Source organism: Chryseobacterium sp. MA9, from assembly GCF_024399315.1.
In the GTDB taxonomy this organism is placed as follows: domain Bacteria; phylum Bacteroidota; class Bacteroidia; order Flavobacteriales; family Weeksellaceae; genus Chryseobacterium.
This window is the reverse complement of sequence record NZ_CP075170.1, coordinates 4,886,623-4,913,471: the sequence shown is the minus strand read 5'-3', so window position 1 is coordinate 4,913,471 and position 26,849 is coordinate 4,886,623. Positions and strand designations below refer to the sequence as shown.

Sequence of the window (26,849 nt, the reverse complement as noted above, 5' to 3'; positions counted from 1 at the left end):
AATAAAAAGGCGGTTTCAAACTATTGAAGCCGCCTTTTATTCGTTTAAAGCTAAGAAATTTTAAATCTTTAAATCTTTAAAATACACTAATATATCTTAAACCCTTTATAAACCTCTGCTGAGCTCTCCATGATTTTGGAAGCATCTTTACGGAAATCCAAAAGATGATCCTGACCGTTATGTCTGTTGTGGTGTTCTACACTTTCCCAAAGCTCAATCAGGAAAAAAGTTCCTTTATTATCTTTATCTTCAATAAGGTCATACTGCAGGCAGCCTTCTTCTTTTCTTGTTTCTTTCACAAGGTTCTGAAACAGCTCTACGGCGTCCATCAGATAATTTTCATTAAACTTAAAAAGCGCAATGATATGTAAATTCATGTTCTAATATTTAGTGATGTAAAAGTAAAATATTTTCAAAACCGAATATCTTTTTGAACCCTTTATTTTTCAATACAGTGCATAATTCTTAATTAAAAACTGATTTATAAATAGTTATAGAGCTCATCACAATCACCAATGTTCCGATAATCACAAACATTTTCTTCACAGGAAGCTTTGCAGTAAGCATCGCTGAAAAAGGTGCCGTAATAATTCCGCCTATCAAAAGGCCGAGAATGATATTCCAATGCTGGATTCCCAGGGTAAAGAAAAAGGTAACAGCAGCTGTTATGGTGAGGATAAATTTGGCTACGGTAGAACTTCCTACAGCAAATCTTGGCGTAAACGCATTTTTAATCAGCGTCCCGGTTACCAAAGGTCCCCAGCCACCGCCAGCAAAAGAGTCTATAAAGCCTCCTATCACTCCCAGTCTGGTAAGATTGGTTCTTCTTTTCAATGCTTTACTTTGTTTTTCTTTAAAAGCATTTGATAAAATCTGAATCCCGAGATATAAAGTATAAAAAGCAATCAATGTTTTGGTGATCTTTGCATAATATTCTCCAAGATAAGTAAGACTTACTGCACCAATAATAGCCCCAATAACTGCTGGTACTGCAAGTTTCTTCACTAAACTCTTACTGACATTTTTCAACCTGATATGGCTGAGGCTTCCTGCAGCCGTCGTAAAACTTTCTGCTGAATGAATACTTGCACTTACAATATGGGGAGGAATATTCAGAAGCATAAGTGTGGTGGTACAGATCACTCCATATCCCATACCCATTGATCCTGCTACAATTTCTGCAAAAACTCCTACCAGAAGCATCCAGTAAAAAATGTAATTATCTTTTGCTAAAATGTTCAGGAGTTCATCCAGATATCCCAGTTCATACATTGAAAAAACAGCAATAGATATAATAACAGCCGTCACAAAAAGGATATTAAGCCTTACCTGGATTTTTCTTGAAATCACCATACTACAGAATCGTTTTAGTACATATTACCTCATTACCGGCAGCTTCGATAACAAAAATATATGCTGTTTGCCCGAACATGATTTGTTTTCCGGATAATGTGGGTGCAACAGCTGAAAACACTGTCATAATAGAAGGTGTAAACTTTTGTAATTGGTGTGCTTCTTCTTTTGAAACCATAATTTATTCATTTGAAGTATTGCAAATATCTGATAAAAATATTTATTCCACAAAATAAGTAGACTAATAATTCAAAAAAAAGGATCAGGTCAGTCGACCAGATCCATTAAAGTTTTTTTCTCAAGAATATTCAGTGAAGCATCCCGAACTTCTATCAGTACATCATGAAGTCCGCAGTGATCTTCATTGCAGTCGTCACATTTTTCATAAAAATTCAGACTTACACAAGGAAGCATTGCAATAGGACCGTTTACAAGACGAATGATTTTGGCCAGTTTCACATTTTCAGGTTTTTCCTTCAGAAAATATCCTCCACCCTTTCCTTTTTTACTGTCAAGAATTTCCGCTTTTTTCAGTTCAAGCAGGATATTTTCCAAAAACTTTAAAGGAATCTTTTTGTGTTCCGCAATTTCAGAAATAAGAATCGGGCCTTCATTTCTTTTTTCTACAAGATATGAAAGCGCCTTAAACGCATATTGAGATTTTTTTGAAAGCATTACAGCAAAAATAAGAAAATTGTTTAACATTTGAAAAGGGTGGATATGATGGAATGGTAAATTGCAAATTTGAGGTCTGTCTTTACGTATTTTTGCTTATCCCGCTTATCCGTAATTTTACGGTTTCAATACCACATTTTTGCCTTTCTCCTATTAAATCATTATGTTTGCCATATGTTCAGCAAACAAGAAGCACAGCAGTTAAAAAAGGAATTTTGGACAGCTTTTGGAAAATCATTTCCCAGAAAATGGATTCTTTATGATACCAAAATCAAGGATATGGCATTTAAATTTTCTGCCGACAATAAAAAGGCAGAAGTTTCTCTGGATATCGAAATGAAAGACGAAATTTTCCGAAACGCCTATTACGAAAAGATCTGGTCATTGGAAGATATCTTAAAAGATTTCACTGGAGATTTTCAAAAAGAAGAATACTTCACCCTTGAAAACGGTAAGATTATCAGCAGAATATGGATAGAAAAACATGGTGTTTCTATTTTCAACAAAGATACCTGGCAAGAAATTTTTGAGTTTTTCGTGGACAAAATGGATGGTTTCGAAAGGTTTTACTATGAATATGAGGATTTTATAAAGGATATATGAAATACTTACGAAATAAATACTGTTTCACACTTCAAGCTTAGATAAAAAAGAAAACTTATCTTTGCGATACCACTTAAACTAATAGATGAAACTAAATAACATGATTAAAAATGAGAAAAGTGTACAAAAACATTTTTGGAGAAATTATCTCCAAAAGTAAAGCTGTGAAGCTAAGCGAATATCATCTGTATTATTATGAGGAAGGTTCCGATTTCCTAAAAGAAATTGAATTCATCAACGAAGACAGTGTTTACAACATCAATTATTTTCTAAGTGACGAAGAAGACGAGACGCAGGTAGTAAATTATCTTAAGGAAAAATCTGACTTTTTTGATATTGAAAAAAAAGAAACAGGTGATGGATTTATTATTTCTACCAATAAACTTTATTCCTTATCTGTTGATGAACTGCCCTTAATTTCTAAAACCGTTTTCAAAGCGGACGACCCTGAAAACTTTATCTGCTCACAGGTTATAGACAACGAAACCCATCAACCACAACTCGAAAGAACCATAAAATGCTGGTATACCAATGATGATAAGGGTGAAAAATATGCAGCTATAGAATGCAGCTATCAGGAAGACGGAAAACTGGAACTGGCTATAGACAAAACTCCGGATCCCGACCATGAAGAAAACTGGATACATTATGACTATGATACATTCCAGGATCTTCAGGATCAGATAACTACCGACATCAGCTATTACAAAACAGCCGCTTTACTTCCCAAAGAATCCTACCAACAATAATCTATATTTTCAACACACCAATCACAACAAAATTATTAAATGGAAGAGAACCCAATTTTTTTTGCAGACGGAAATGATCCTGAAATGATTGAAGCTTACAAAAAGGCTCAGGAAACCTTTAAGTATTTCTGGCGTGAACAGTCCTGGGAATACAGAAGAATCATTCCCGGACTTAATGTATCATGCGTTAAAACGGCTTTTGAGGAGCAGGATGAAGAAACCGGAGAAAATTTGGTAGAACATATGTGGATTAATGAAATATTCTTTGACGGAGATCATGTGAGAGGATATTTGATTAATGAACCCAACAGCCTTAAGAACGTCCAGGTGGGTGATTATGTTGAAATTCCTTTACAAAACATCAGTGACTGGCTTTTTGCCATCACTCCGAGTGTACAGAAACCAAAGGGACTTTCCAAACTGTTTTCATCCTCCTCCTCTCCACTTCCGAAAGCTTACGGAGGATTTACCATCCAGAAAATGCGCGCTGATATGTCTGATGCAGAAAGAAAGGAACACGATAATGCCTGGCAACTTGATTTTGGAGATTTTAATGATATCCTTGTCGTGAATAACCAAAAAGAAAATCCTGAAAACCTTATCGAACATCCAATGAGTAAAAATATGAAGGAGGAATTTGCAAAGTTCTTACAACAATATCCGGATGAACTTACCCAAGCTGATGAAGACGGCCTGACACTTCTTCATAAAGAAACCATTGCAGGGAATTTAACCACTGTACAGATTGTTTTAGAAGCTGGAGCAGATAGAAATATCCAGTCTAAAAAAGGAAAAACCGCTTTAGATTATGCAAAACAGCTGAACTGGGAACACCTTATTCCTGTATTGGAAAGATGAATTATTAATTAAGATTATTACAACTCAATAATAAGTTGTTAAAATAAAAGTCCGGAAGAACATCTTCCGGACTTTATTATATTTTATCCAAATTTCTTTTTTCTTAACCAGAAGAACAATGCTCCGATAAGACCGATAATTGCTAATGGAAGCAGTAAATTCAGCCACTGCCATGTGGATTTCTCTTCAGTAATTCGTTGTCTGTCAAGAAGTCTCTCTTCGATATTTCTGTTTCTCAGCTCCATCAGATTACTGTCGTCTAACAAATAATCCAAGGCATTTCTCAGGAACTGTTCGTTTCCAAACTGCTCGTTTGTCAGCAGATCTACGCCCAATGGAAGCGGTTTTCCTTTGATCACTTTATTTCTCCCTACATCACCGTCTGCAATAACGATCATTTTGTTTTCCGGGCTCGAAGTTTTGAAACCAGGGTAAGATTTTCTTTCAATTCTGGATGCATAGGCAGAATTAAACTTTCCTTCCAAAGCCACAGCAAAGATCTTTGGAGTACTTGTTTTTTCCATTTGTCCAAGACTGTCTACGCTTGCAATTTCTTTCAGATCTACATAGTTCGGAACCTGTTTCAATAATGTTCTTTCACTGGATTCGAAAAGAACTTTTGTTTTGATATTTTTTCTTCCTCCTAAAGTATCAATAGAAGTTGGGAATTCAAATTTTACGGGGTTGATATTTTTTGTGATCGGATTATTATTTTCAGCAATTCCAAGCGGATAATAAGGCCAAGGCAGGCTTGTGTATTGAGGGTTTCCACTCACTTCTCCCGTAACCAGTCTTAATAGGGCAAACTTTTTAACGTCTTTTACCAAAGCAGGATTAATTCTTATCCCATAATTGAAAAAGAAGTCTGTCATATTGATGTCTATCGGGAAAGGCATTACTTTTTTGGATCTTGTTAAGGTATCCATTTCAGCATTTACTGCATCAATCATCCAAAGTGTTTTTCCTCCGTTCATAATATACTGGTCAAGAATTACTTTTTCATTATCTGTAAAAGCTTTTCTTGGTTTTGCAATTACCAAAGCACTCATCTGCCTCAATAACGGGATATCTTCCAATGAAAGTTCAGTCTGGTTTTTAGGAATAATAGGCCCTGCATCATAATTTTCCATTGCAAGCTGTACAAATCCCTGAAATTCATCTGGGTTCAATTCATCATGATTGACCAGAATTCCGATTTTTTTTCTCTTGGCAGCAGCAATATTTTTAATGTTAGAAACAAGGTTATATTCCAATCCTTCAATAGATCTTGTCAGCTGCTGATCAGCATCAATTCCTGCCTGTTGCACCACCAAAGGTATAGAAACACCGTCATTTCCATGTTTGATCACTGCATATGGGAAAAGCGTGATCTGTGAAATCTTTCCATCTTTTACATCCGGAAGTATAGACGGCTGCATCCCCATTGCCATCAGGGTGTCCTGAGACATTTTTGTTTTAATCGGATCTATGAATTTAAAATCGATCTTCGGATTAATTTTTCTGAATTCTTCCAGCATGAATTTCGTTTCGCTTTGCAGCTGTTTGAAACTTGCCGGGAAATCTCCTTCCAGATATACTTCAACAGTCAGAGGCTTTTTAACGGACTCCAGCACTTTGATTGTACTATCAGAAAGAGTATATCTTTTTTCTTTTGTTAAGTCTAATCTGATTCCCGAATAGGTCAGGATAATTACTAAAGGAACAATTGCAAATAAGAATATTCCCAGTGGAGATTTAGCATTGATCTTCTTCATAATTCTACTTCTTTTTGTTTATAAAATGATTGGACAATACTAATGAAGCCCCGATGACAAGAACAAAATAGGCGATATCTTTAAAATCAATAAGTCCTCTTGTAAAACCTAAGAAATGTTGATAGAAACCAATATTCTGAAGGATAAAATCTGCACCTCCCAATAATTTATAACTTGCCAGCTGCTCGATTCCGAAATACATAATAAAGCACATGAAAACACCCAACAGGTAAGCCATAATCTGGTTCTGTGACAATGAAGAAGCCAAAATTCCCACTGCAGCAAATGCCGCAATTAAAATAATCAATCCAAGGTAACTTCCTAAGGTCATTCCAAGGTCTATATTTCCTGCAGGAACTCCAAGCACATATACTGTATAAAGGTAAATCAGTGAAGGAATAAGACATAGAATCCCAACAATCCATACGGAAAGGAATTTTCCGGTTACAAGTTCTGAAATCTTCAATGGCTGTGAGAAAAGCCAGTTTAATGTTCCGGTTTGCTGTTCTTCCGCAAAAGTTTTCATAGAAAGGGCCGGAATGATAAACATCAGCAGCCATGGAACCAATACGAAATAGCTCTGCAGTGAGGCCATTCCGATCTCAAAAATATTAGAATCGTTGTCGAAAAAGAATAGGAAAAGAGTTGCTATCAGACTGAAAGCGGCAATGATCACCCATGCACTCCAGTTTCCAAAGTAACTCCAAAGTTCTTTCTTTAAAATTGCAATCATAGTTTTTTTGTAAGATGTAAAAAGGATGAATGTTCTCAGACATACGTCCTACTCCACAATTATTTGTTTTTTTTTTTTTTATTAACCAATTTCACTGTCATCATGATCAGAAATACAAGAACGAAAAATCCTGCAATTAATTGCCACCAGTATTCGATCACCATCGATTTTAAAATAACGGTAAATACGACCAGAAACAGAATGAACGTAGCAATTTCATTGGCCTGTCTAAGTTTGATATTGGCAATGGGCAGAGTATCCCCATGTAAGCCTTTTAAATGAAGAACTTTTTTCCAACACCAGTAATGATAAATGGCAAGCCCGATCAGGAAGGTCAGTTTTAAGTGAAACCATCCCATTTTCATCAGTCCCGGGTTTAAAAAGATCATGACCAATCCGCATACCGCCATGATTACCCCCGCAGGAACGGTGATAATATTCCACAGTCTTCTGGCCATAAAGGTGTACTGCTCTCTCAGAATTTTCTTTTTTTCTTCAGAAAATTCATCGGTATCTTTATAGTAAACGAAAATCCTTACGAGATAAAAAATCCCCGCAAAATAGCTTACCATGAAGATAATGTGTAGTGCTTTTATTATTGTGTAAAGCATTTTAATAAATAAATTTATTGATAGAAATAATTTTACAATCCTGGTCGAAATTCTTCAGTACATCAAAAAAAATCTTTTTCATATCCTTTACATTATTGTAATAAGAATATCCCATAAAAATAGCCAGCCCCAGAGAGATGAATATAATTCCATACGTGGTTCCAGAATTTTCATCCGTATAAAAAGGAACAAAAATCCCTAAAAGAAGAACAAGAATGAGTACATCAAAATATTTAACTCCAATGGATACGTTAAGAAGCTCTTCATTATTTTTGTCTGAAACAAATTTTCCTATAAAAGACAAGTATTCATTTCCCATCACTTTTACTTCAAATCCATCATCAGTTACTTCACCTTTAAATTTTTTACCATTATAATCAGGAAACCTGCGAAATATACCCTCTTCAATTTTAGATAATATAGATTTTTTTGGCTTCGAAAATATAACTTGATATTTGGACTTTAAAAACATCTCAATTTTAATCAGGCACAAAGATAAGTTTTTATCTAATTGTTAAAAATAAATTTCTTTTGATCAGGAAAATATAAGTAAAACAGATTTTATATAAAAAATAGTTCGGCTCGGGGCAGCTTTGCTGCCCCGAGCCGAACATTATATTTCCATTATTTTAATCAACGTAATGATTAAGAAATCACTCCTAATTCTTTTCCAACTTTTTCAAAAGCCGCAATCGCTTTATCCAAATGTTCTTTGGTATGAGCAGCAGATAGCTGTACTCTGATTCTCGCTTTTCCTTTAGGTACTACAGGATAGAAGAATCCGATCACGTAAATACCTTCATCCATAAGCTTTTCAGCCATTTTCTGAGAAAGCGGAGCATCGTAAAGCATTACCGGAACAATAGCAGCATCTCCGTCCGGAATATCAAAACCTTTCGCTTTCATTTCCGTTCTGAAGTACTCTGCATTTTCCATTACCTGATCACGAAGGGAAGTATTATCCGAAATCATATCCAATACTTTCAAAGCAGCTCCTACAATTCCAGGTGCTAAAGAGTTGGAGAATAAATAGGGTCTTGAACGCTGTCTCAGCATATCAATGATCTCTTTTTTACCGGAAGTAAAACCTCCTAAAGCTCCTCCTAAAGCTTTTCCTAATGTAGAAGTGATGATATCTACTCTACCCATTACTTCATTAGCTTCGTGGGTTCCACGGCCCGTTTTTCCGATAAAACCTGTTGCGTGAGAATCGTCTACCATTACCAAAGCATCATATTTATCTGCAAGGTCGCAAACTCCTTTTAAGTCTGCAACAATACCGTCCATTGAGAATACTCCGTCTGTTACAATAATTTTGAAACGGTGGTTCTTTTCAGAAGCTGTAATCAACTGAGCTTCCAGATCCTCCATATTATTGTTTTTATATCTGTATCTTGCTGCTTTACAAAGACGAACACCGTCAATGATCGAAGCATGATTCAGTTCATCTGAAATAATAGCATCCTCTTCTGTAAACAATGGTTCAAAAACACCACCATTTGCATCAAATGCTGCTGCATAAAGGATGGTATCTTCAAGACCTAAAAAGTCAGCAATTTTTTTCTCCAAATCCTTGTGAATATCTTGTGTTCCACAAATGAAACGTACCGATGACATCCCATATCCGTGAGACTGAATCATTTCCTGAGACGCTTTCATTACTTCCGGATTGTTGGATAATCCCAGATAATTATTTGCACAGAAGTTCAAAAGCTTTTTCCCGTTAGCCTCTATTTCTGCACTTTGCTGAGAAGTGATGATTCTTTCTCTTTTGTAAAGTCCGTCATTCTCAATATTCTGAAGTTCGTTCTGTAAATGTTGAAGGTATTTTTCAGAGATCATTTTTAGTAATTTTTTAGATGTGCTAATTTACTAAAAAGGCAGTAAAATAAAACCCTTTATACGTTTAATTCTAAAAAATCAGTTCAGTTTTCAGTTTTAACACTATTAGTCTATAAATTTAGTAGGATAATATTTATATTTGTTTAAATTTTGAAAGTATGAGATTAAAGCCGGTACAAAAAATAAAGAAAATCAGTACAGAAACCTTTATTAAGGACCATATGAAGCCGAGAGTTCCAGTTATTATTAAAGATTTTATACATCCGGAAAGCCCTGCCTTCAAAAAATGGAATTACGAGTATTTCAAAGAAATTGCAGGAGATCATAAGGTAAATATTTACGGCAGTGAACTTGATTCTCTTGATAGAGTGGCAAGTGATCCTATAGCACAAAGTACATTTTCAGAATATCTCAATCTTATACAGTCTGCTCCTACTGAACACCGGCTTTTTTTATTTAACTTATTGAAAATAAAACCCGAACTTAAAATGATATTATCTACAATGATGTTACAAGTGGTAAAATACTGAAATGGCTGCCTTTTATGTTTTTTGGAGGTGAAGGTTCTGTAACCAGAAATCATATTGACATTGATATGTCACACGTTTTTATAACACAATTCCAAGGAATCAAAAGAATTTGGCTCTTCCCATGGGAACAGTCTGATTTTATGTATAAACTACCCTACAATTTCCATAGTCTGGCTCAGATTAAAAATCCGGATTACAGAAAATATCCGGCTCTACGCTATTTAAATGGCTATGAAGCAGTCATTCATCCAGGTGAAACGCTTTATATTCCTTCCGGATGGTGGCACTATATTCAGTATGATACAGAAGGGTATTCCATATCTGTAAGAGCACTTCCATCAAGCCCGCTTGAAAAATGGAGAGGATTTAAAAACTTAGTCATCACCAGACATTTTGATAATCTCATGCGCAAACTATTCAAAGAAAAATGGTTTGAATACAAAGTAAAGATAGCCCGGAAAAGAGGAGCTAAAGCTGTTAGAAAACAAAGAAGCTTTCATATCTGAAAGCTTCTTATTATTTTATCGTCAATGATAAGCAAAGTACTTATTTATACTTTCCGATCATTAATTTAATGCTTGATAAATTTGATGCTTTTTTCATCAATCGTAATGAAGTAAGTTCCTGGAACCAATTCTGAAATCCCAATCGCTTTACCTGGCTGATAAGTTCCTTTTCCTACCAGTTTTCCGTCTACAGCATGAATTGTAAAATCCTTAGCTCTGTTGATTCCTTTCAGATTAATTTCATTTTTTGCAGGGTTTGGATAAAGTCCAAAACTTTCTTTCTCAACAGAAGAAACACTTAAGGTATTATCCTGAGTAACGGTAGAGTTTTTCTCCAGAATCTGGTACTCATAATTGAACTGAACACTTGCAATAGGGAATGTTACAGATTCTAAAAAACTTTGGTTATTTGAAGTATTGTTAAGGACCAGATAAGCAGTTTGCCCTGAAGTTCCGGTTACTTTTATGGGTAATGGCATTTCGAAAAAACTTACGTTAGAACTGCTTTGTGTCTGAGAAACTTTAAATAAAGCCTGATTACCGCCCTGCATCCATTTTATAGTATAGGTAGGATATCCTTCTCCATACACCCAGTCATTAAAAAATTCCGTAAAATCTGTCCCGGTAGACTGAAGTAAAGAAGCATTAAAATCCGCAGTACGCGCATAGCTGTATGCCAAATTCGGTCTTGCGTGATAGTCTTTGAGCGCCTGATAAAAAGCAACATCTCCTAAAATCCACTTCAGCATTCTCAAAACATATCCTCCTTTGGAATAAGATAGTCTGCTGTCAAATATTCTGTTGATACTGGAAAGTCCGGAATCTGGCACATAAACAGTTCCTGTTGTACTTGCTGTAATGTAGTTGGACTGACCTTGCAGATAATTCAGGAATTCGGTATTGGTCATCAGTAGTTTTTCATTGGCAAGGTGCTCTCCAAAAGTTGCAAAACCTTCATTCAGCCAGATATCATTCCATGCACCACAAGTTACTTTATCACCAAACCACTGGTGGGCAAGTTCATGGGCAATAAGCTGTCTACTCCAACCTCCCATGGAAGACATAGTCTGATGTTCCATACCTCCTCCGTACATAAATTCCATATGTCCGTATTTTTCATTACGGAAAGGATAAGAGCCAAAATAGGTTTCAAAAGTATTCATAACCTGTTTTGTCCAGTTTATATTGGCTATACTGGTGGCATTTGAATTGGTGGATGGATAAATATAATTCACAAAAGGAAAAGGCGGGTTTCCGATTGTATCAGTAAGTTTGACGAAGTTAGTAATAGACAACGCGATCAGATATGCTGGTGTAGGATACATCGTTCTCCAGAAAGTAAGCTTCGTTGATCCTGTAGGAAAAGTTTCGGACATCAGCTTTCCATTGGCTGCTACACTATAGTTAGATGGTGTTGTAATTTTAAAATCAAATCTATCAATTTTATCATTTAAACTCTGCTTGGTAGGAAACCAGTCCTGCGCACCATAGGGCTCATTCAAAGTAGAAAGTACCGGTACTCCGCCTTGAGTAGCAGTTGTAAAGGCTCCATTGGCACTAGGTGGCACTCCTGAATAATGAATAGTCAGAGAGTCCAGCGTATTGGCAGTGACCGGAGTCTGAAAATCAATTTTCACTTCATTGGAAGGAAGTTGTTGAAAAACAAGGTTGTTTCCATGATATTTAACCTGAGAAACTGTTAAAGAAGTTGTCAGATCAAAATAAATGCTCCCCATATTCTGAGTAGGCTTAAAATGAGAAGTTACGGATCCGGAAATATTATTGGAAGCCGGATTAAGAGTAACATCCATTCTTTGATACTGTAAATCGTAATTCAGTGTATTGGGATTCGTATTCCCGATATTCATTTTTTGTGTAAAGGATTTTTTCTCTTTTTCGATCAATCCTTTCATATCAGTGTTTTGTTCAAGCTTCTGGCCATAGAACTGCTGAGAAAATAAAAATCCCAGCACCAAAAGGTACAATTTTGTCATGTTTAGAAAAATTTAATCAAATATAAAAAAAAACCTTTTAATCAATGATTAAAAGGCTGTTATAATATATAAAATAAAAAATTTTTAAAGATCCAGTGCAGGTTCAAGAATTTTCTCCATTCTCTTTTTCACCATATCAACAGATCCGGAATAGTTGTTAACCATTAAAGAGAACACTAATGTTTTCCCGGAATTTGTTTTAAGATAGCCTGCTAATGTTTTTACTTTATTTAAAGTTCCTGTTTTTGCAAAAACCTGTCCGTTACCTCCTCCGATGAACATTCTTTTTAACGTTCCGGATTGTCCTCCGATTGGTAAAGAAGTCAGGTAAGATCTGTAATATTTCTGATCCATCAAAGAGGTTAGAAATTTCGCCTGGGAAATAGGCGTTACATTATTGCTCCTTGAAAGCCCGCTTCCATCCATATAATTAAGACCATTCATATCAAAACCTGCATCTTTCAGGTGATTGGTCACCACAATTCTGCCTGATTCTGAAGTCTGATCACCCATTTTCTGGTAACCAACTGTTCTTAATAAAGCTTCTGCCAATGAATTATCACTGTGCTGATTGGTATAATAAATAATGTCACTTAAAGTTGGAGATTTATAAGCTGAAAGCATTTTTCTACCTTCCGGAGCCGAATCTGTCATTTTTGGACTTACTTTTCCGGTAACGGGAATTCCGCTTTTCACCAATGTCGTTCTGAAAGAATTGGCAAGATATGCAGGAGCATCAGGAAGTTTAGTTGTTAAAGCTCCGTTTCCTTCATATTTATCAGCATATACCATCTGATGATTGTAAGGAGAAACGTAGAAAAATTTCTTATCTGTAGAGAAGCTTCCTTTTTTAACAATCAGTTTTTCGTTGGCCGGGTTAATATCTCGGGTACTTCCTGCAGGCAAGTAATAATTATTGTTTTCCAACCATACAACATTTTCCGGAAGCACTGAAATATTGCCTTTGAAAAGCGCTGTCTGGATGATAATATCACCATTTACCTTTTTGATTCCCTCTCTTGAAACTCCGCCTACGAAATCTGAAATGATATCTCTATAAGATGAGGCTCCTGCTTTGTTGGTTCCCAAAGACGGGTCGCCGCTTCCTATCACATAAAGATTTCCATTTAAAACTCCATTTTCATCTATAGTTCCTGAATACTCCAGCTGAGTCATCCAACGGTAGTTTTCACCCAGCAGGTTTAAAGCTGTTTCCGTTGTAAGCAGCTTTGTAGTAGAAGCAGGTACTAAAGGAGTATTTTCGTTGTACGAAGAAATTACTTTCTTCGTTTTCGGATCGTACACTACGAATCCCCAGTTTGCATTTTTAAGCACAGGATCCGCCATCATTGTGTTTACGTTAATGTCTACAAGTTCTTTTGCTGACAACACAGTTTTCTCCACCATCGTACTAACGGGTGAAGGCAGATTTAAGCTGCTTTTCTGATTGTCATAATTCTGAGAATAAAGAACGGTAGAAACGGTAGACTGAGCCAGGAAAAGACCAGAAGCCAACACCGCCGCACTTGAAATATATTTTCTGAAATTTACCATCTATCTTCTTTTAGTTCTATAGTTTTGACTCTATAAAAAATGATAGGTTAAATCATTCAATTAAAAAGCCAAACACTTAATCAACGTCCAAAAGTAGAAATTATTGTTATACAACGAGCTACCAGCGTCTTATAAAAGAGTGTAAAGTTTGTTAAAAATTGTTAAAAATCCACAAAAACATCTTTTTTAATGCTTTGATATGCAGTAATTTCATCAAATTCTTTCAAACTTATCAAAACCAGATTTTTGAATTTCTCATAGTTTTTCCCACGGGGAAGCTTAAGCATAATCTGGAACTGATATAGATTATTCAGCCTTGAAATCTGAGCTCTTTCAGGACCTAAAACACAATCTTCCGGAAGATATTTTCTTAAAATGGAACCCATAAACTGAGAAGCACGGTCTACTTTGTCTTCCCTTCTGTGTTTCATTTCAATCATAATCAGCTTGGTAAAAGGCGGATAATGGAATTTCTGGCGTTCAGTAAGAATATATTTATAGATCTTTGCAGGATTGTTCATCTTGATCAACTGAAATACAGAATGATCAGGATTAAATGTCTGAATGAGGATTTTCCCCTTTCCTGAAACCCTTCCGGCTCTTCCTGAAACCTGTGTAATCAGCTGATAGGCCCTTTCTTCTGCTCTGAAATCCTGTACATATAATAAGGAATCTGCTTTTGGAATTGTAACAAGTTCAATATGATCAAAATCCAGTCCTTTGGAAATCATCTGAGTTCCTACGATAATGTCTGTTTCTCCGTCTTCAATCTTTTCATACAGCTTTTCATAGGCAAATTTCTTACGCATAGAATCCACATCCATTCTATCCACCTCATTTTCAGGGAAGAGGTTGGAAACTTCCTCGTGAATCTGTTCTACCCCTACTCCTCTTTCGTTAAGCTTTTCGGAATTGCATTTTGGACAGGTTTTCGGTTTTGAAGCTCTTTGCCCGCAATAGTGGCACTTCATTTCATTGGCTGCTTTATGATAGGTCATCACCACATCACAATTGGAGCAGTAATTGACATAACCACAGCTCTCACATTCTATTACATTAGAATAGCCACGACGGTTGTGCAGGACAATCGCCTGTTTTTTTTCATCTACTGTTTTCTTAATCTCTTCAACAAGTTTCAGGGAGAAATTTCCGGAAACCTTTTTAGAGTCCAGGGCTTCTTTGAAATTGATCAGTTCATATTCCGGCAGATTCACATTCCCGAATCTTTCATTCAGGAAAACATATCTCATTTTATCTTTTCGGGCTCTGTAGTAACTTTCAACAGAAGGAGTTGCTGATCCTAAAATCACACCCGCATTATAAAATCCACCTAAAACCAATGATGCATCTTTAGCATTAAAATAAGGAGAAACTTCTCTTGGCCTGTACGCCGAATCGTGCTCCTCATCTACAACAATAAGCCCCAGATTCTGGTAAGGTAAAAACAAAGCATTACGGGTTCCTATCAGAATACGGATATCGTTCTGCTTGATTCTTCTCCAAACTTCTACCCTTTCAAAATCGGTCAGTTTCTGGTGATAAAATCCTAGTTGCCGTCCGTATTTTTTTTCTAATCTCTGCGTAATTTGTTTGGTCAGGGAAATTTCAGGAAGTAAAAACAAAACATTCTTTCCTTCTTTGATACATTCTTCAATTTTTTCTAAATAAATATGTGTTTTCCCTGATGAAGTTACCCCATGAAGCAGAACATTTTTTCCTTCTTCAAAAGCTTCATCAATCTCAGATTTTGCTATTTTCTGCTGTTCTGAAAGTTCTTCCAGCTCTGAAAGCTCTCCTTCATAGCTTTCAATTCTGTCTTTTTGCATATAATATTCCTCTACAAGACCTTTGTCTGCCAACGGCTTGAAGTGGGAGCTTCCGAAATAACCATCCTCAAACAGGTCAGACTTTTTGATAGGAGCATCAGGATTTTCGGTTTGTTTTTCTAAAATAAGAAGGAACAGATCTTTCTGCTTTTGAGCTCTGTTTAGTTTTAAAAGAACATCCGTAAGGTTCTGATTGGCCAAAACCTCATCATTAATTCTTACATATGCTACTTCTTTAGCTTTATATTTTTCAGCAATTTTTTCATCAATCTCAATATACTGAAGATCAATAAGTGAATTGATGGTCTTGATGATATCTTTTTTAGGAATAAAAGCCTCAATATCCGTCAGGTTGATCAGCTGGCGTACTTCCAGTGCCTGAATAAGATACATTTCATTGACATCCAGATTTTCAAAATCAACTACCACACCTGGTTTTAATTTTAGATAAGTCTCACTTTCCAGTTTCAAAGAAGAAGGAAATGAAAATCTGTAAATTTCACCAAGGCTACACAGATAATACCCGGAAAGCCAGTTCCAGAAGCTGATTTGTTCTTCAGGAAGAATCGGTTTATCATCCAGCATGCTGATGACTTCCTTAGCTGCAAAGTTCTCCGGTGCATTGTCATGAAGCTCAAATACTATTCCTGTATAGATTTTCTTTCCTCCAAATGGCACCAGAACACGCATTCCGGGCTGAATTTCGGACATCATTTCTTCGGGAACTTTATAGGTGAAAGATCCTTTGAGATTCAGTGGTAAAACAATTTGAGCGTATTGCAAGGGAAATATTTAAAGTGTAAAATTATATTTTTCTTCAGAGAACTGCAACTTTGTGGAAATTCTTTCGTCTCATTCAAAACATCGATTTAAACTTTCTGGACTAACCACAAAAGGCCAAACATTTATAATATTTTAAATAATAAGCTTAAGTGTACTTTACATAGTCAAAACTTAACCTTAAGCTTTTGTGACTTTTGCAGTTAAAAAAAGTATTCGGTCATCTCATACCAAAATGCGGAAGTAAAAAATCCAACAATAATACTGACTCCGATGATCAGGTTGGTCAGTTTTGTATTCAGTCTGAACTGTTCTGCGATGATACTGGAGGTAACCAATGTAGGCATTGCCGCTTCAAATACGGTAATTTTAGCCACATCTCCTTTTATTCCGAACAACAGAGCCATTCCCAGAACAATTGCCGGTGCCAGAATAAGCTTATAAAGCATCGACATTGACATCTGGGGAATCAGTTTTTTCCATCCGTTGAATTTCAGCTGTAATCCAACTGAAAATAAAGCTAACGGACTTACTGTTGCTGCCAGCTTATCAAAGAAAGGTTCTGCAATCGTAAAATCAATGAACTGCGACAATACCAAAGCGGAGATACAGCCTATTAATGGTGGAAACGTGACAAGTCTTTTTAAAATAAATATTGCGCTTACTTTTCCTGATCTGCTTCCTCCTTTCACGGCAGCAATAATCCCGAGCGTAGAAAGAGCAAAAAACATTGTCTGATCACAAATAATGGCAATACTCAAGAGGCCCTCTCCATAAAAGGCACTGATTAAGGGAAATCCTATGAATGAGGTATTGCTGTAACCGCTTGCCAGTTCTAAAGTACTTCTGGAACGCCTTGAATAACCTTTGCTTTTGCTGTAAAACATCATAAAGAAGAAACAGAATACAGAAATTAAAAATGTGGCTGCAATTGGGAACAGCATCTCTGTTGTCCATTTTACTTTAGGCAGGTATTTAAATGAAACTGCCGGAAGAGCAAGATAAAGGATCCAGGTATTGATACCCTTGTGAGCATCAGGGTGGATAGATTTTGTTGCTTTGAATATCATTCCTGCAATAATGCACACTGCAATCAGAACAAAATTTACCATAATTATAAAGAAATATGATGCAAATTTAAGGCTGATTTTTGAGTTGGAAGGCTAAAATTTATATTTTTTTGGCAGGATTTCTAACATGAGATAAGACTTATCAACCATTCCAAGGTTTTGAACCTTGACATGGTTTGACTACCTGAGGCGTTTTTTCAAAATATATTTTAATTCTTCATTACATCCCAAAGACTTATTACCTCAACTTTTTCCAAAGGTTTTGAAAGGGTAATTCTTTTTGAAGTTCCCGGTAACAGATCAAAGAAATTATCACTGAAATGGGTATCTCCAATCAGGTAAACATCTTTGGCTAAAATGTCTGTTGATATTTCAATTTCTGTAGGTGAAATTTTCCTGATTTTTATCTCCGGTTCTGAAAGTTTTAATTCTTTAGGCTTATTAAAAAAGAAAAGTTTTTCAAATTTTGCATCTTTTTCAGCACTGACCTTCAAAACAGTTTCAGACAGATTAAACTGAGCCAATTCTGACTTGCTGATGCTTTTAATTTTCTTACTTACATCAGCATTTATAACATCGGATTGATTGGCTTTCCAAAGTATTTTTCCTTTAAAATCAATTAATTCAAACTTTGTATCTGTTTTCAGTTCTTTCAACAGATCGCTTATCAGATAAACGTCATAATTTTTTTCGGTCTCTACAATTGATATCAATACAGGTTCAAAACTTCTTTTTGCCTGATAATGGAAGGCTTTCCAGTTTCCAAGATAATCTATGGACGACCATGAAACTACAGGCCAGCAGTCATTAAGCTGCCAATACAGCGTTCCCATATTATAAGGTTTTGCACGACGGTGGGCTTCAATTGCAATCTGCATTCCTCTTGCCTGCAATAGCTGTGAAACATAATTGTACTGTACAAAATCTGCGGGGACTTTATAATCACTTTTCAGGTATTCATTAATGATATCCCAGCCACGGGCATGCTTTTCATGCGCTTTGATTGTTGAGTTTTGCAGATTTAAGTCCGGAGTTCCTGAAAACATTGATTTTGTGGTTTGAAGGCTGGGTGTGCCCTGAAAACCATATTCAGACATGAAACGTCCTACTTTTTCATTGTAAATTTCAAATGGCTGCTCACCCCACCAAACTCCCCAATAATGAGAATCTCCTTCTGTAAGGCTTTCTTTATGTCCCCAGCCGATGGACGGAGAACTCGGCCAATATATATTTTTATCAGATTTCAGATTTTTCGCCAATGCATTTGGAATCACATCATGAAACAATTTTTTATAGTCTTTCCAAACCTGCAACGAATCATTTTCTGAATATTTGAACTGTTTCTGATATCCCCAGTTGACAATAGCTTCATCAATTTCATTATTTCCGCACCACAAAGCAATGGACGGGTGATTCTGTAATCTGTTGACCTGATCTTTTACTTCTTCTTTTACATTGTTTAAAAAAGCTTCATCTGCCGGATAAAAGCTTCCTGCAAACATAAAATCCTGCCAGACTAAGATTCCGTTTTCATCGCAGGCCTTGTAAAATTCGTCATTTTCGTAAATACCACCGCCCCAGATACGGATCATATTCATATTAGCGTCTTTGGTATCTTTGATCAGCTTCCTGTATTTTTCTTTGGTCATTCTTGGTGAAAAACTATCTCCAGGAATCCAGTTTGTTCCTTTGATATACAATGGCTGCCCATTGACTTTAAAGTAGAATGATTTTCCTTTTTCGTCTTTTTCCTGAACCAATTCGACAGTTTTTAACCCTATCCTGATATTTTTAACATCAATATTTTTCTGATCTTTTGAAAGATTTATTTCAAAATCATAAAGATTGGCTTCACCACGTCCGTTAGGCTGCCAAAGTTTCATCCCATTTGTATCATAAGGTACCGTAATTGTATTGATTCCTTTTTTTAAAGATATTTTTTGGTGGGTTTTATTAAGATCCAAAGTGTAATCTCCGGCATTTTGAGCATAAATTTCTACGTCAAAATGTAAATTATTAACAGCTTTAGCAGATCTGTTCTGAATATCTTTGACGGTTATAATTTTAGCATTATTCCAGAATTCTAACTGAACGTCTTTCCATATTCCTGCTGTGACAAGTCTCGGTCCCCAGTCCCAGCCAAACTGATACTGTGCTTTTCTCACAAAACTTCTTGGTGATTCCGGCATAGTAAACGGAACTTTTTTAGCCAATTCCTTTCCTGTATTTACCGCAGATGTAAACTTAATCTGCAATATATTATTACCTGATTTCAAAAATTGTTTCACAGGAATATTCCACTTCCTGAACATATTATCTGTTTTCTTTAAGAGCTTACCATTAAGATAAACTTCAGAAAACGTATCCAAACCATTAAAAACCAAATCAATATTATCGTTCTTTAATTCCTGGGAAGAAACTGTAAATGCTGTCTGATAATCCCAATCTTCATTTTCTATCCATTGTACTTTTTTTTCATTTTCATCTTTAAAAGGGTCCGGAATAATCTTGTTATCCATTAAATCCAGATGAACTGTTCCCGGTACTTTCGCAGGAAGCCAGTTTTGATCTTTTGAATTTTTGAACTGCCAATTTTCGTAAGATAAGTTTCTTTGTGAAAACTGTGCAGAAAGGATATTCTGTGTGAAAAAGAAAGCAAAAAAGATCGTTCTATTCATCAATAAATTTGTTTACAATTCTATGGATTCCATATTTAATAAGTTCATTATTAAAATTAATAAGTAATCCCAATTTTATATTAGTCTGTTTCAGATACGTCAATACCTGTGAATGAAAAATAGGATGTAGCTCTAATACAGATTTTACTACTACAATCAAATCAATTCTGTATGCATTTTCTATGTATACTTCTTTATACTTTAAAGGTAAGGATAACTGTTGCCTAACATTAAGCCCCTGCATCTTTAATTCATAAGCTAAAGCTGCTTTATATACATTTTCTAAAAGACCAACTCCTAAGTTCTTATGTACTTCTATAGCTGCTCCTATTATTTTGTAGGATAATTCATTTTCGGTCGTTTATTTGTATGTTCCTTTAATTGTGTCCTTTGTAAACGCAAAGCTTCAACTTTAGCAATATATTATTTGCTCTTCAATGCAATCACCTCAACCGGGTTCGCAAAAGCACCACCATCAGTAATAGCTGAAGAATGGAAATAACCTGCTTTGGTAACCGCTCTTATTCCTTCAATATTGGATGAGCGAAGTCCGCCTCCAACAAGGATTTCTATTCTTCCATTGGAGAGCTCAACCAGTTTCTTAAGGTTTTCTTTTCCTTCTGATACATTAGGTTTCTGGCCGGAAGTAAGGATGGTTGTGAAACCACATTCAATGACTTTTTCTAAAGATTCTTCAAGACTTGCAGCACGGTCAAAAGCACGATGGAACGTACATGGAAGCGGTGCAGCTAATTCAACTAAAGCTTTATTCTGTTCTATATTAACCTCATCATTATCATCCAGAATACCGAATACAAAACCATCTGCATGTAATGATTTTAAATGAACCAAATCATTTTTCATCTGTTCAAATTCTGAATCCAAATAGGTAAAATCTCCTCCTCTAGGGCGGATCATTACAAAAATTGGAATATTAATTTTTTCGCGAAGCCTTTTCATGGTTTCAAAATCCGGGGTCGTTCCGCCTTCACTGAGCCCGTCACATAATTCTATTCTGTCTGCTCCGTTTTCAAAAGCGATTACCGCCGATTCAGGATTAAAACACGCTATTTCTATTTTTGACATTGTACTTTATCTGTTTAATTTTATTTCGGCTCATCCTGCAATACATCTGCAATCAAAAAGGAACCATTTTCTTTTACTACTTTTATCACAGAGGGATACTGGGCTTTAAAACCATCATCTCTCAACACTACATTAAAGATATATTCATCTTTTGAAGTGGATTTTAATTCACAGCTTCCGACTTCAATTTTATTCCAGTCCTGTGCCGCGATCAGGAAACCGACTCCAAGTCCTGCTTTACTGGTATCAAATTTCGATTTCCATTTGTCCTGAAATTCTTTTTCAGTAAGACTTCCATCCACATCCATATCTACATTTGTAGCATCCGTTTTATAATTGAAATAATCTTTGGTGGTGATCTTCTGCATATTCTTTTCTTCACTTCCGATATCAGCTTTAAAATAATCGACAATGTTCTTTTCCAACCATTTTTTAGCATCTTCTGCTTCATTGGATTCATTATTTAAAACTACTTTCTCTTCTGTCTGCTGTGGTTTGGTATCTGTTTTAATCTCCTTCTTTTCTTCCTTGCATGCGATAATCAGAAATAAGGAAGCGATAATCGTTCTTTTCATATTTATTTTTAGGTTTTGGCTAAAGCCAATAGATATCATTGATGTTTTTCAATGGATTTCCTTCGCCACCGGCCAGGATAAGCCCATTTCCATTGAATTTTTATTTTTTGTTGGAATAGCGCTAAGGTGCATAGATTTTATCAAAGATAAAATCTATGTATACCTCATTGCCATGCTGCCCGATCGTACAATTACTTTAAAGCAAATTCCGGTTTTTCAAGGCGGTTTCCTTTCTGATCATACACCGCAAAGTTGAATCCGTCCTGAATACAGTAAGATCCATATTCTCCCTGTTTATTGATCGCAATAAAGCCAACCTGAATATCTTTAAGATTTTTGTTTCTTCGCTGAGCGATTTTTACAATTCTGTCTACGGCTTCTTTGCAGGCTTCCTGTGGGTTTCTGCCTTGCCTCATGAGTTCAACCACAAGATGGGTTCCTACGGTCCTTATCACTTCTTCCCCATGACCGGTTGCCGTAGCCGCTCCTACTTCATTATCTACAAACAGACCTGCTCCGATAATCGGGGAATCTCCTACTCTTCCATGCATTTTAAAAGCCATTCCGCTGGTAGTACAGGCTCCGGAAAGATTTCCCTGTGCATCCAGCGCAATCATTCCGATGGTATCGTGATTTTCAATATTGGCGATTGGTTTATACTGGCTGGTTTTTAACCATTCTTTCCATTCTTTTTCGGATTCGGGAGTGAGAAGATTTTCTTTTTTAAACCCTTGCGAAAGGGCAAACTGTAATGCTCCATCACCTACCAGCATAAGATGGGGTGTTTTTTCCATTACAGCTCTGGCAACAGATATTGGGTTTTTCACATGCTCCAGACATGCTACTGAACCAATATTATAATTTTCATCCATGATACAGGCATCCAGTGTTACTCTTCCATCTCTGTCCGGACGGCCTCCATACCCAACACTTCTTTCTTTAGGATCCAATTCTACAAGACGAACTCCTTTTTCAACCGCATCCAAAGCTTTTCCTCCTTTTCCAAGGATTGTCCATGCTTCTTCGTTAGCTTTTAATCCGAAATTCCAGGTAGAGAGGACAATCGGTTTATTGACAGCTTTGACAGTAGATTCCGGTAATTCGGCAGCCATTAGATCCAATGGGTTTACGGCAAATGCGGCTGTTGCAATTCCCAGTTTTTTAATAAAACTTCTTCGGTTATTGTTCATGGTATCTCAAATTGTATAATACCCACAAATCTAAAAAAAACTTCTATGAAATCCTCATGGCGGCTCAACGAATATCCATGTATTATTTTTATTATCTTTACTGCTGTGATAGACTCATTTAAAACTTTCAGAAACATCTCTTTCTTTCAGGAACTCTCTGATGAGGAAATTACTATTTTGGTCAATATCAGTACCCCAAAACTGCTTCAAAGAAAAGAAAAGCTGGCAGAACCCGGTAAGTCTTTCAATCAATTATTTATTCTTTCGCATGGATTATTAAGGTTTTTCTTTGATGATGAAGATGGGGTTGAAAGCAATCTTTTTCTCCCCTCTGAAAAGGAAGCTGCTATTATGGAAAGCCCTGAGTCTTATGCTAATGAAAATGAGGGAAAATATACTATAGAAGCTGTATTAGAAAGTCAGATTTTCCTGTTCAATAAGAATGAATTTGAAGAAGCTGCATTTCAGAACAGAGGTATTTATAATGTATATCTCAAATCTTTAAAACAGATCATCAGTATATTAAAAGTACGTACAGAACAATTTTGTTCTACTTCTCCACATTCCCGGTATGAGGAATTTTTGGAAACCCGTCCTTTTACTTCACAGAATGCCAACAGAAAGTATATTGCTAATTTTCTGGGTATTACTCCGAACTCACTTTCAAGGATGACAGCCCGTATCCATAAAAAAAGGAACGAAAGAAAAAAATAACTTAGGAATACTTTTTCTCACTTTATTCATTCTATTTTTGCTTACTGAAAATACTGTTACACCAACAATTAAAAGCAAAATGGGAAAAATATCATCTAAAAAAGCATCTTATTATTGAATCATCTTTAATCTATCTTAAGATTCATAGTAACCAGACGGATCTATACTGACGGCCGGTTACAACCTTGTTTACATTTCATTATTACCTTATACAATTATTTTATGCAAAGAACATCCTTACTTCTTTGCCTGTTATTTTCATGCAATTTTGTTCAGGCATCAACAGGCAATTTGGAAGACAATATAGCTAACGCTGCATCATGGTTAATCCTACTGGTTTTACCTATTGCAGGAATCTATCTTTTCTGGAAAGTTCATATTTATCCGGAAAAAGTAGCAGAAAAAAAGAAACACCCTCAACTGAACGCCATAAAAAGTATGTGCCTCCTTTCCCTTGTTTTTGGAGGCCTTTTATGGCCGGTTGCTTTAATCTGGGCCAACTATGATTATGGCAGCCAGAATATTCCTGAAGAAGACACGCAAATCACGGAAGAAGAACTTAAAACCCTCGAAAATTAACAAACATGCTGGAATTACTAGTCGCAATATATGCCGGAATATGCTGGCTTCTTATTAAAAAATTTAAACTAATCCCCTGGACCTTTACCACACAGGTGGTGGTATATTCATTGCCTATCTTCGGATCTATTGCTTTGATATTGAGTTTAAATTACTACTGCCCCATTACTTCTGATGTAAAGGTAGGAAACAGAAGTGTGGATATTACCACTCAGGTTTTGGGGAAAGTGAAAAAAGTATATGTCACTACCAATCAGGAAGTAAAGAAAGGAGATACCTTATTTGTATTAGACAAAGAGCCTTACATACAGGAAATAAAGTCTCTGGAGGCTAAGCTAAGCAATATGAAAGCAACTGTAAGTTCTTATGATACAGATATCTCAGCTTCCAGAAAAAATATTGCAGGTTTACAGTCACAGTTGAAACTGGCTAATAAAAGAGCAGCTCAGTATAAGGAATTGGTGGAAGCAGGAGCGGCCAATAAATTTGATCTTGAGCAGGCAGTCACCAATGTACAGGATCTGCAGTCCAGAATCAGTGCTGCACAGTCACAGCAGCAATCTTTGGAAACGAAGTCCAATGCATCTTATGGTGGAGAAAATTCATCAGTGTCTGAAATTCAGGCAAAACTGGATCAGGCGAAATGGAACCTTTCACAAACAGTTGTTCTGGCCCCTACCGATGGAGTAATTCCCAATGTTCAGCTGAATGAAGGAGCGATCATGGCACCTTTCAAATCTGCATTCGTTCTGATTCAGAAGCAACAGTCAGTGATTGGATTTTTTGCCCAAAACGAGCTGGAAACGGTAAAAAACGGTGATGAAGTGGAACTGGCTCTTAAAACTGAACCGGGAAAGGTAGTGAAAGCCAGACTTGAATATGTAATAGATGCTACCAGCCAGGGAATCATGAATAATGCAGGAGGAATGCTGGGAGGTAACGGTTCTACAGCCGGACTTCCTGACACGGCCAGACAATTACCTGAAACTGATGGAAAACTTATTGCCAAGTTTGTATTGGAAGACAGCCAGAAACAGCTTACAGTTGGGGCAAGAGGAACAGCTGTCATTTATTCTGACCATATCAAACCGCTTCATCTCATCCGAAAAGTAATGGTGCGTGTCAACAGTAAAATCAACTATCTGATTCCTAAACTTCATTAACATGTACAAGAAATTAATTTTATTAGGTGTACTTTCCGTAAGTTTAAGTTCATGCCTTGGTTATAAAGAGCCGACTAAGGAAAATATAAACCAGCTTAAAGAAAAGAGTGAAATTGCTTCTCATATAGAAATCCCGGATGAATGGATCTTCGACAGAAAAGCGAACGCAAAATCAATTTCCTATGACTGGATCGATGATCTTAAAACTCCTCAACTGGAAACTCTGATTAACGAAGGAATGATGTACAATCCTGATCTGATTATTGCTAAGGAAAAACTGAATCAGATTGAACTGGCGATGGAAATTGCAGGAAGTGATCTTTATCCCAGTGTAAGCGCAGTAGCCAATACTTCCAATAATTTAGTAAGTGATACTCAGATCAGACGTCTTGCATTAAAAGCCAATTGGGAGATTGATCTTTGGGGGAAAAATAAATCTTCACAGATGGCAAGCACCAGCAATTATTTTTCTGCAAAACATCAGAATATCTTGCTGCATCAATCTATCGCTGGGATGATTGCGAAAGCTTATTTTCTGAATATTGCGGGAAATATTCAGGAAGATAAGATTGAAAGTTACGTTCAGAAGTCTAAAGATCTGGAAAAGCTGTATATCATTCAAAAGAAGGTAGGAACGGCAAATGCCTTAGATATTTCCAATATAACAGCAGAGATTATTTCTCTGCAAGGTTATCTGGAAAAAGTAAAAAACGCGAATACACAATCCAGAAGATCTCTGGAACTGCTCACCGGAAAATATCCGGAAGGAAAACTGGCCACCCAAAACTTTTTTAGTCCTGCAGTGAACAGCATTCCTGCATCTTTTCCTCTTGAACTTCTGGAAAACAGATCAGACATACAGGCCAGTCATTTTCAGATTGAAAGGGCTTTTTATGAAGTACAGCAGGCAAAAGCGGCAAGACTTCCTTCATTGAGCATCAGTGCGTCTCTTGGCTCTGCCGGAAGTAATGTAGAATCCATTAATTCTTTATTTTCCAATCCTTTATTAAAAGTGGGTGGTGGATTAGTTTCACCGTTATTCAACAGCGGAAAACTAAAAAAGAATGTGGAGATAAAAAATTCCCAGCAGAAACAGGTCGTTGAAGAATATTCAAAAACTGTTCTGAATGCTTTGAACGAAGTGGAATCTTCTTTGGCTAATCTCCATTCCATTGAAAAACAGCTTACTTTTACTACTAAGGCCGTCAGTGAACTGAAAAACAATATTACTCTCACCGAAAAACAAATAAAGGTAGGCACAAACAACAGTTTTGTACTGATCCGTAAACAGAGGGATCTCCTGAAAAATGAAATGAACCTCATCAGCCTTGAACTTCAGTACCGAATAGAGCGCATTAATCTTTATATGGCTTTAGGCGCAGAGAACTTCATTTATTCATAATTTTATACTTAAAAAGACTGCAGA

At 36.3% G+C, this 26,849-nt stretch carries 27 protein-coding genes; 9 read left to right on the top strand and 18 right to left on the bottom strand.

Annotated elements, in window-relative coordinates; genetic code table 11:
• Positions 1 to 86: 86 nt before the first annotated feature.
• The 4 genes from KIK00_RS22445 to KIK00_RS22430 form a co-directional block, all read right to left on the bottom strand.
• Positions 87 to 377 carry a putative quinol monooxygenase gene (locus KIK00_RS22445; protein WP_047376912.1) on the bottom strand — a complete coding sequence of 97 codons (291 nt, stop codon included), beginning with the start codon at positions 375 to 377 and terminating at the stop codon, positions 87 to 89.
• A gap of 88 nt (positions 378 to 465) precedes the next feature.
• Entirely contained in the window at positions 466 to 1,353 is an 888-nt protein-coding gene (locus KIK00_RS22440; protein WP_255814461.1) for a sulfite exporter TauE/SafE family protein, read from the bottom strand.
• A 1-nt stretch (position 1,354) separates the two neighbouring features.
• The gene (locus tag KIK00_RS22435; protein WP_255814460.1) at positions 1,355 to 1,531 is read right to left on the bottom strand and encodes a hypothetical protein; all 177 of its coding nucleotides are present in this window, start codon (positions 1,529 to 1,531) and stop codon (positions 1,355 to 1,357) included.
• A gap of 89 nt (positions 1,532 to 1,620) precedes the next feature.
• Positions 1,621 to 2,028, bottom strand: a complete 408-nt coding sequence (locus KIK00_RS22430; RefSeq protein ID WP_047376986.1) for an Rrf2 family transcriptional regulator — start codon at positions 2,026 to 2,028, stop codon at positions 1,621 to 1,623.
• A 174-nt stretch (positions 2,029 to 2,202) separates the two neighbouring features.
• On the opposite strand from KIK00_RS22430, the gene KIK00_RS22425 reads away from it, so the two are divergent.
• The 3 genes from KIK00_RS22425 to KIK00_RS22415 all read left to right on the top strand — a co-directional run bounded on the left by KIK00_RS22425 (position 2,203) and on the right by KIK00_RS22415 (position 4,238).
• Complete coding sequence (locus KIK00_RS22425; protein WP_255814459.1) at positions 2,203 to 2,631, top strand: DUF4268 domain-containing protein; 429 nt, start codon at positions 2,203 to 2,205, stop codon at positions 2,629 to 2,631.
• A 119-nt stretch (positions 2,632 to 2,750) separates the two neighbouring features.
• Positions 2,751 to 3,380, top strand: a complete 630-nt coding sequence (locus tag KIK00_RS22420) for a hypothetical protein (RefSeq protein ID WP_255814458.1) — start codon at positions 2,751 to 2,753, stop codon at positions 3,378 to 3,380.
• A 39-nt stretch (positions 3,381 to 3,419) separates the two neighbouring features.
• Positions 3,420 to 4,238 (top strand): DUF2314 domain-containing protein, encoded by an 819-nt coding sequence (locus tag KIK00_RS22415; protein WP_255814457.1) that lies wholly within the window; start codon positions 3,420 to 3,422, stop codon positions 4,236 to 4,238.
• 83 nt (positions 4,239 to 4,321) lie between these two features.
• On the opposite strand, the gene gldG is transcribed toward KIK00_RS22415, so the two are convergent.
• The 5 genes from gldG to kbl all read right to left on the bottom strand — a co-directional run bounded on the left by gldG (position 4,322) and on the right by kbl (position 9,178).
• A complete protein-coding gene (gldG, locus tag KIK00_RS22410; RefSeq protein WP_255814456.1) occupies positions 4,322 to 5,992 on the bottom strand; it encodes a gliding motility-associated ABC transporter substrate-binding protein GldG in 1,671 nt (556 codons plus the stop codon).
• Positions 5,993 to 5,996: 4 nt separating this feature from the next.
• Complete coding sequence (locus tag KIK00_RS22405; protein ID WP_255814455.1) at positions 5,997 to 6,725, bottom strand: ABC transporter permease; 729 nt, start codon at positions 6,723 to 6,725, stop codon at positions 5,997 to 5,999.
• Positions 6,726 to 6,784: 59 nt separating this feature from the next.
• Positions 6,785 to 7,336 carry a CopD family protein gene (locus KIK00_RS22400; RefSeq protein ID WP_255814454.1) on the bottom strand — a complete coding sequence of 184 codons (552 nt, stop codon included), beginning with the start codon at positions 7,334 to 7,336 and terminating at the stop codon, positions 6,785 to 6,787.
• A gap of 1 nt (position 7,337) precedes the next feature.
• Positions 7,338 to 7,655, bottom strand: coding sequence for a hypothetical protein (locus KIK00_RS22395; RefSeq protein WP_255814453.1), 318 nt, complete (start codon positions 7,653 to 7,655; stop codon positions 7,338 to 7,340).
• Positions 7,656 to 7,981: 326 nt separating this feature from the next.
• Complete coding sequence (kbl, locus tag KIK00_RS22390; RefSeq protein WP_255814452.1) at positions 7,982 to 9,178, bottom strand: glycine C-acetyltransferase; 1,197 nt, start codon at positions 9,176 to 9,178, stop codon at positions 7,982 to 7,984.
• Between the two features lie 158 nt (positions 9,179 to 9,336).
• Between kbl and KIK00_RS22385 the strand changes: the two genes are divergently transcribed.
• Positions 9,337 to 9,708, top strand: coding sequence for a cupin-like domain-containing protein (locus tag KIK00_RS22385; RefSeq protein ID WP_255814451.1), 372 nt, complete (start codon positions 9,337 to 9,339; stop codon positions 9,706 to 9,708).
• Between the two features lie 14 nt (positions 9,709 to 9,722).
• Positions 9,723 to 10,214 carry a cupin-like domain-containing protein gene (locus KIK00_RS22380; RefSeq protein WP_255814450.1) on the top strand — a complete coding sequence of 164 codons (492 nt, stop codon included), beginning with the start codon at positions 9,723 to 9,725 and terminating at the stop codon, positions 10,212 to 10,214.
• Between the two features lie 65 nt (positions 10,215 to 10,279).
• Here the strand turns inward: KIK00_RS22380 and KIK00_RS22375 are convergent, their stop codons facing one another.
• The 9 genes from KIK00_RS22375 to KIK00_RS22335 all read right to left on the bottom strand — a co-directional run bounded on the left by KIK00_RS22375 (position 10,280) and on the right by KIK00_RS22335 (position 22,967).
• Entirely contained in the window at positions 10,280 to 12,208 is a 1,929-nt protein-coding gene (locus KIK00_RS22375) for a M1 family aminopeptidase (RefSeq protein WP_255814449.1), read from the bottom strand.
• Positions 12,209 to 12,292: 84 nt separating this feature from the next.
• On the bottom strand, positions 12,293 to 13,762 hold the full coding sequence (gene dacB, locus KIK00_RS22370; RefSeq protein ID WP_255814448.1) for a D-alanyl-D-alanine carboxypeptidase/D-alanyl-D-alanine-endopeptidase: 1,470 nt from the start codon (positions 13,760 to 13,762) through the stop codon (positions 12,293 to 12,295).
• 161 nt (positions 13,763 to 13,923) lie between these two features.
• Complete coding sequence (gene priA / locus KIK00_RS22365; RefSeq protein ID WP_255814447.1) at positions 13,924 to 16,371, bottom strand: primosomal protein N'; 2,448 nt, start codon at positions 16,369 to 16,371, stop codon at positions 13,924 to 13,926.
• A 200-nt stretch (positions 16,372 to 16,571) separates the two neighbouring features.
• A complete protein-coding gene (locus KIK00_RS22360; protein ID WP_255814446.1) occupies positions 16,572 to 17,480 on the bottom strand; it encodes an AEC family transporter in 909 nt (302 codons plus the stop codon).
• A gap of 167 nt (positions 17,481 to 17,647) precedes the next feature.
• Positions 17,648 to 20,116: a glycoside hydrolase family 2 protein gene (locus KIK00_RS22355; RefSeq protein WP_255814445.1), complete on the bottom strand. Its 2,469-nt coding sequence runs from the start codon at positions 20,114 to 20,116 to the stop codon at positions 17,648 to 17,650.
• On the bottom strand, positions 20,109 to 20,435 hold the full coding sequence (locus tag KIK00_RS22350) for a GxxExxY protein (RefSeq protein ID WP_370647757.1): 327 nt from the start codon (positions 20,433 to 20,435) through the stop codon (positions 20,109 to 20,111). The genes KIK00_RS22355 and KIK00_RS22350 overlap by 8 nt, the downstream gene beginning before the upstream one ends.
• A gap of 104 nt (positions 20,436 to 20,539) precedes the next feature.
• Complete coding sequence (locus KIK00_RS22345) at positions 20,540 to 21,202, bottom strand: copper homeostasis protein CutC (RefSeq protein WP_255814444.1); 663 nt, start codon at positions 21,200 to 21,202, stop codon at positions 20,540 to 20,542.
• Between the two features lie 20 nt (positions 21,203 to 21,222).
• A complete protein-coding gene (locus tag KIK00_RS22340) occupies positions 21,223 to 21,777 on the bottom strand; it encodes a hypothetical protein (protein ID WP_255814443.1) in 555 nt (184 codons plus the stop codon).
• A 191-nt stretch (positions 21,778 to 21,968) separates the two neighbouring features.
• Positions 21,969 to 22,967 (bottom strand): isoaspartyl peptidase/L-asparaginase family protein, encoded by a 999-nt coding sequence (locus KIK00_RS22335; RefSeq protein ID WP_255814442.1) that lies wholly within the window; start codon positions 22,965 to 22,967, stop codon positions 21,969 to 21,971.
• 45 nt (positions 22,968 to 23,012) lie between these two features.
• Here KIK00_RS22335 and KIK00_RS22330 point away from each other — a divergent pair, with 45 nt between their 5' ends.
• From KIK00_RS22330 to KIK00_RS22315, 4 genes are all read left to right on the top strand, one after another.
• Entirely contained in the window at positions 23,013 to 23,681 is a 669-nt protein-coding gene (locus KIK00_RS22330) for a Crp/Fnr family transcriptional regulator (RefSeq protein WP_255814441.1), read from the top strand.
• A gap of 222 nt (positions 23,682 to 23,903) precedes the next feature.
• Positions 23,904 to 24,260, top strand: coding sequence for a DUF3302 domain-containing protein (locus KIK00_RS22325; protein WP_255814440.1), 357 nt, complete (start codon positions 23,904 to 23,906; stop codon positions 24,258 to 24,260).
• A 5-nt stretch (positions 24,261 to 24,265) separates the two neighbouring features.
• The gene (locus tag KIK00_RS22320) at positions 24,266 to 25,423 is read left to right on the top strand and encodes an HlyD family secretion protein (RefSeq protein ID WP_255814439.1); all 1,158 of its coding nucleotides are present in this window, start codon (positions 24,266 to 24,268) and stop codon (positions 25,421 to 25,423) included.
• 1 nt (position 25,424) lies between these two features.
• On the top strand, positions 25,425 to 26,825 hold the full coding sequence (locus KIK00_RS22315) for a TolC family protein (RefSeq protein ID WP_255814438.1): 1,401 nt from the start codon (positions 25,425 to 25,427) through the stop codon (positions 26,823 to 26,825).
• The last annotated feature ends 24 nt before the right edge of the window (positions 26,826 to 26,849 follow it).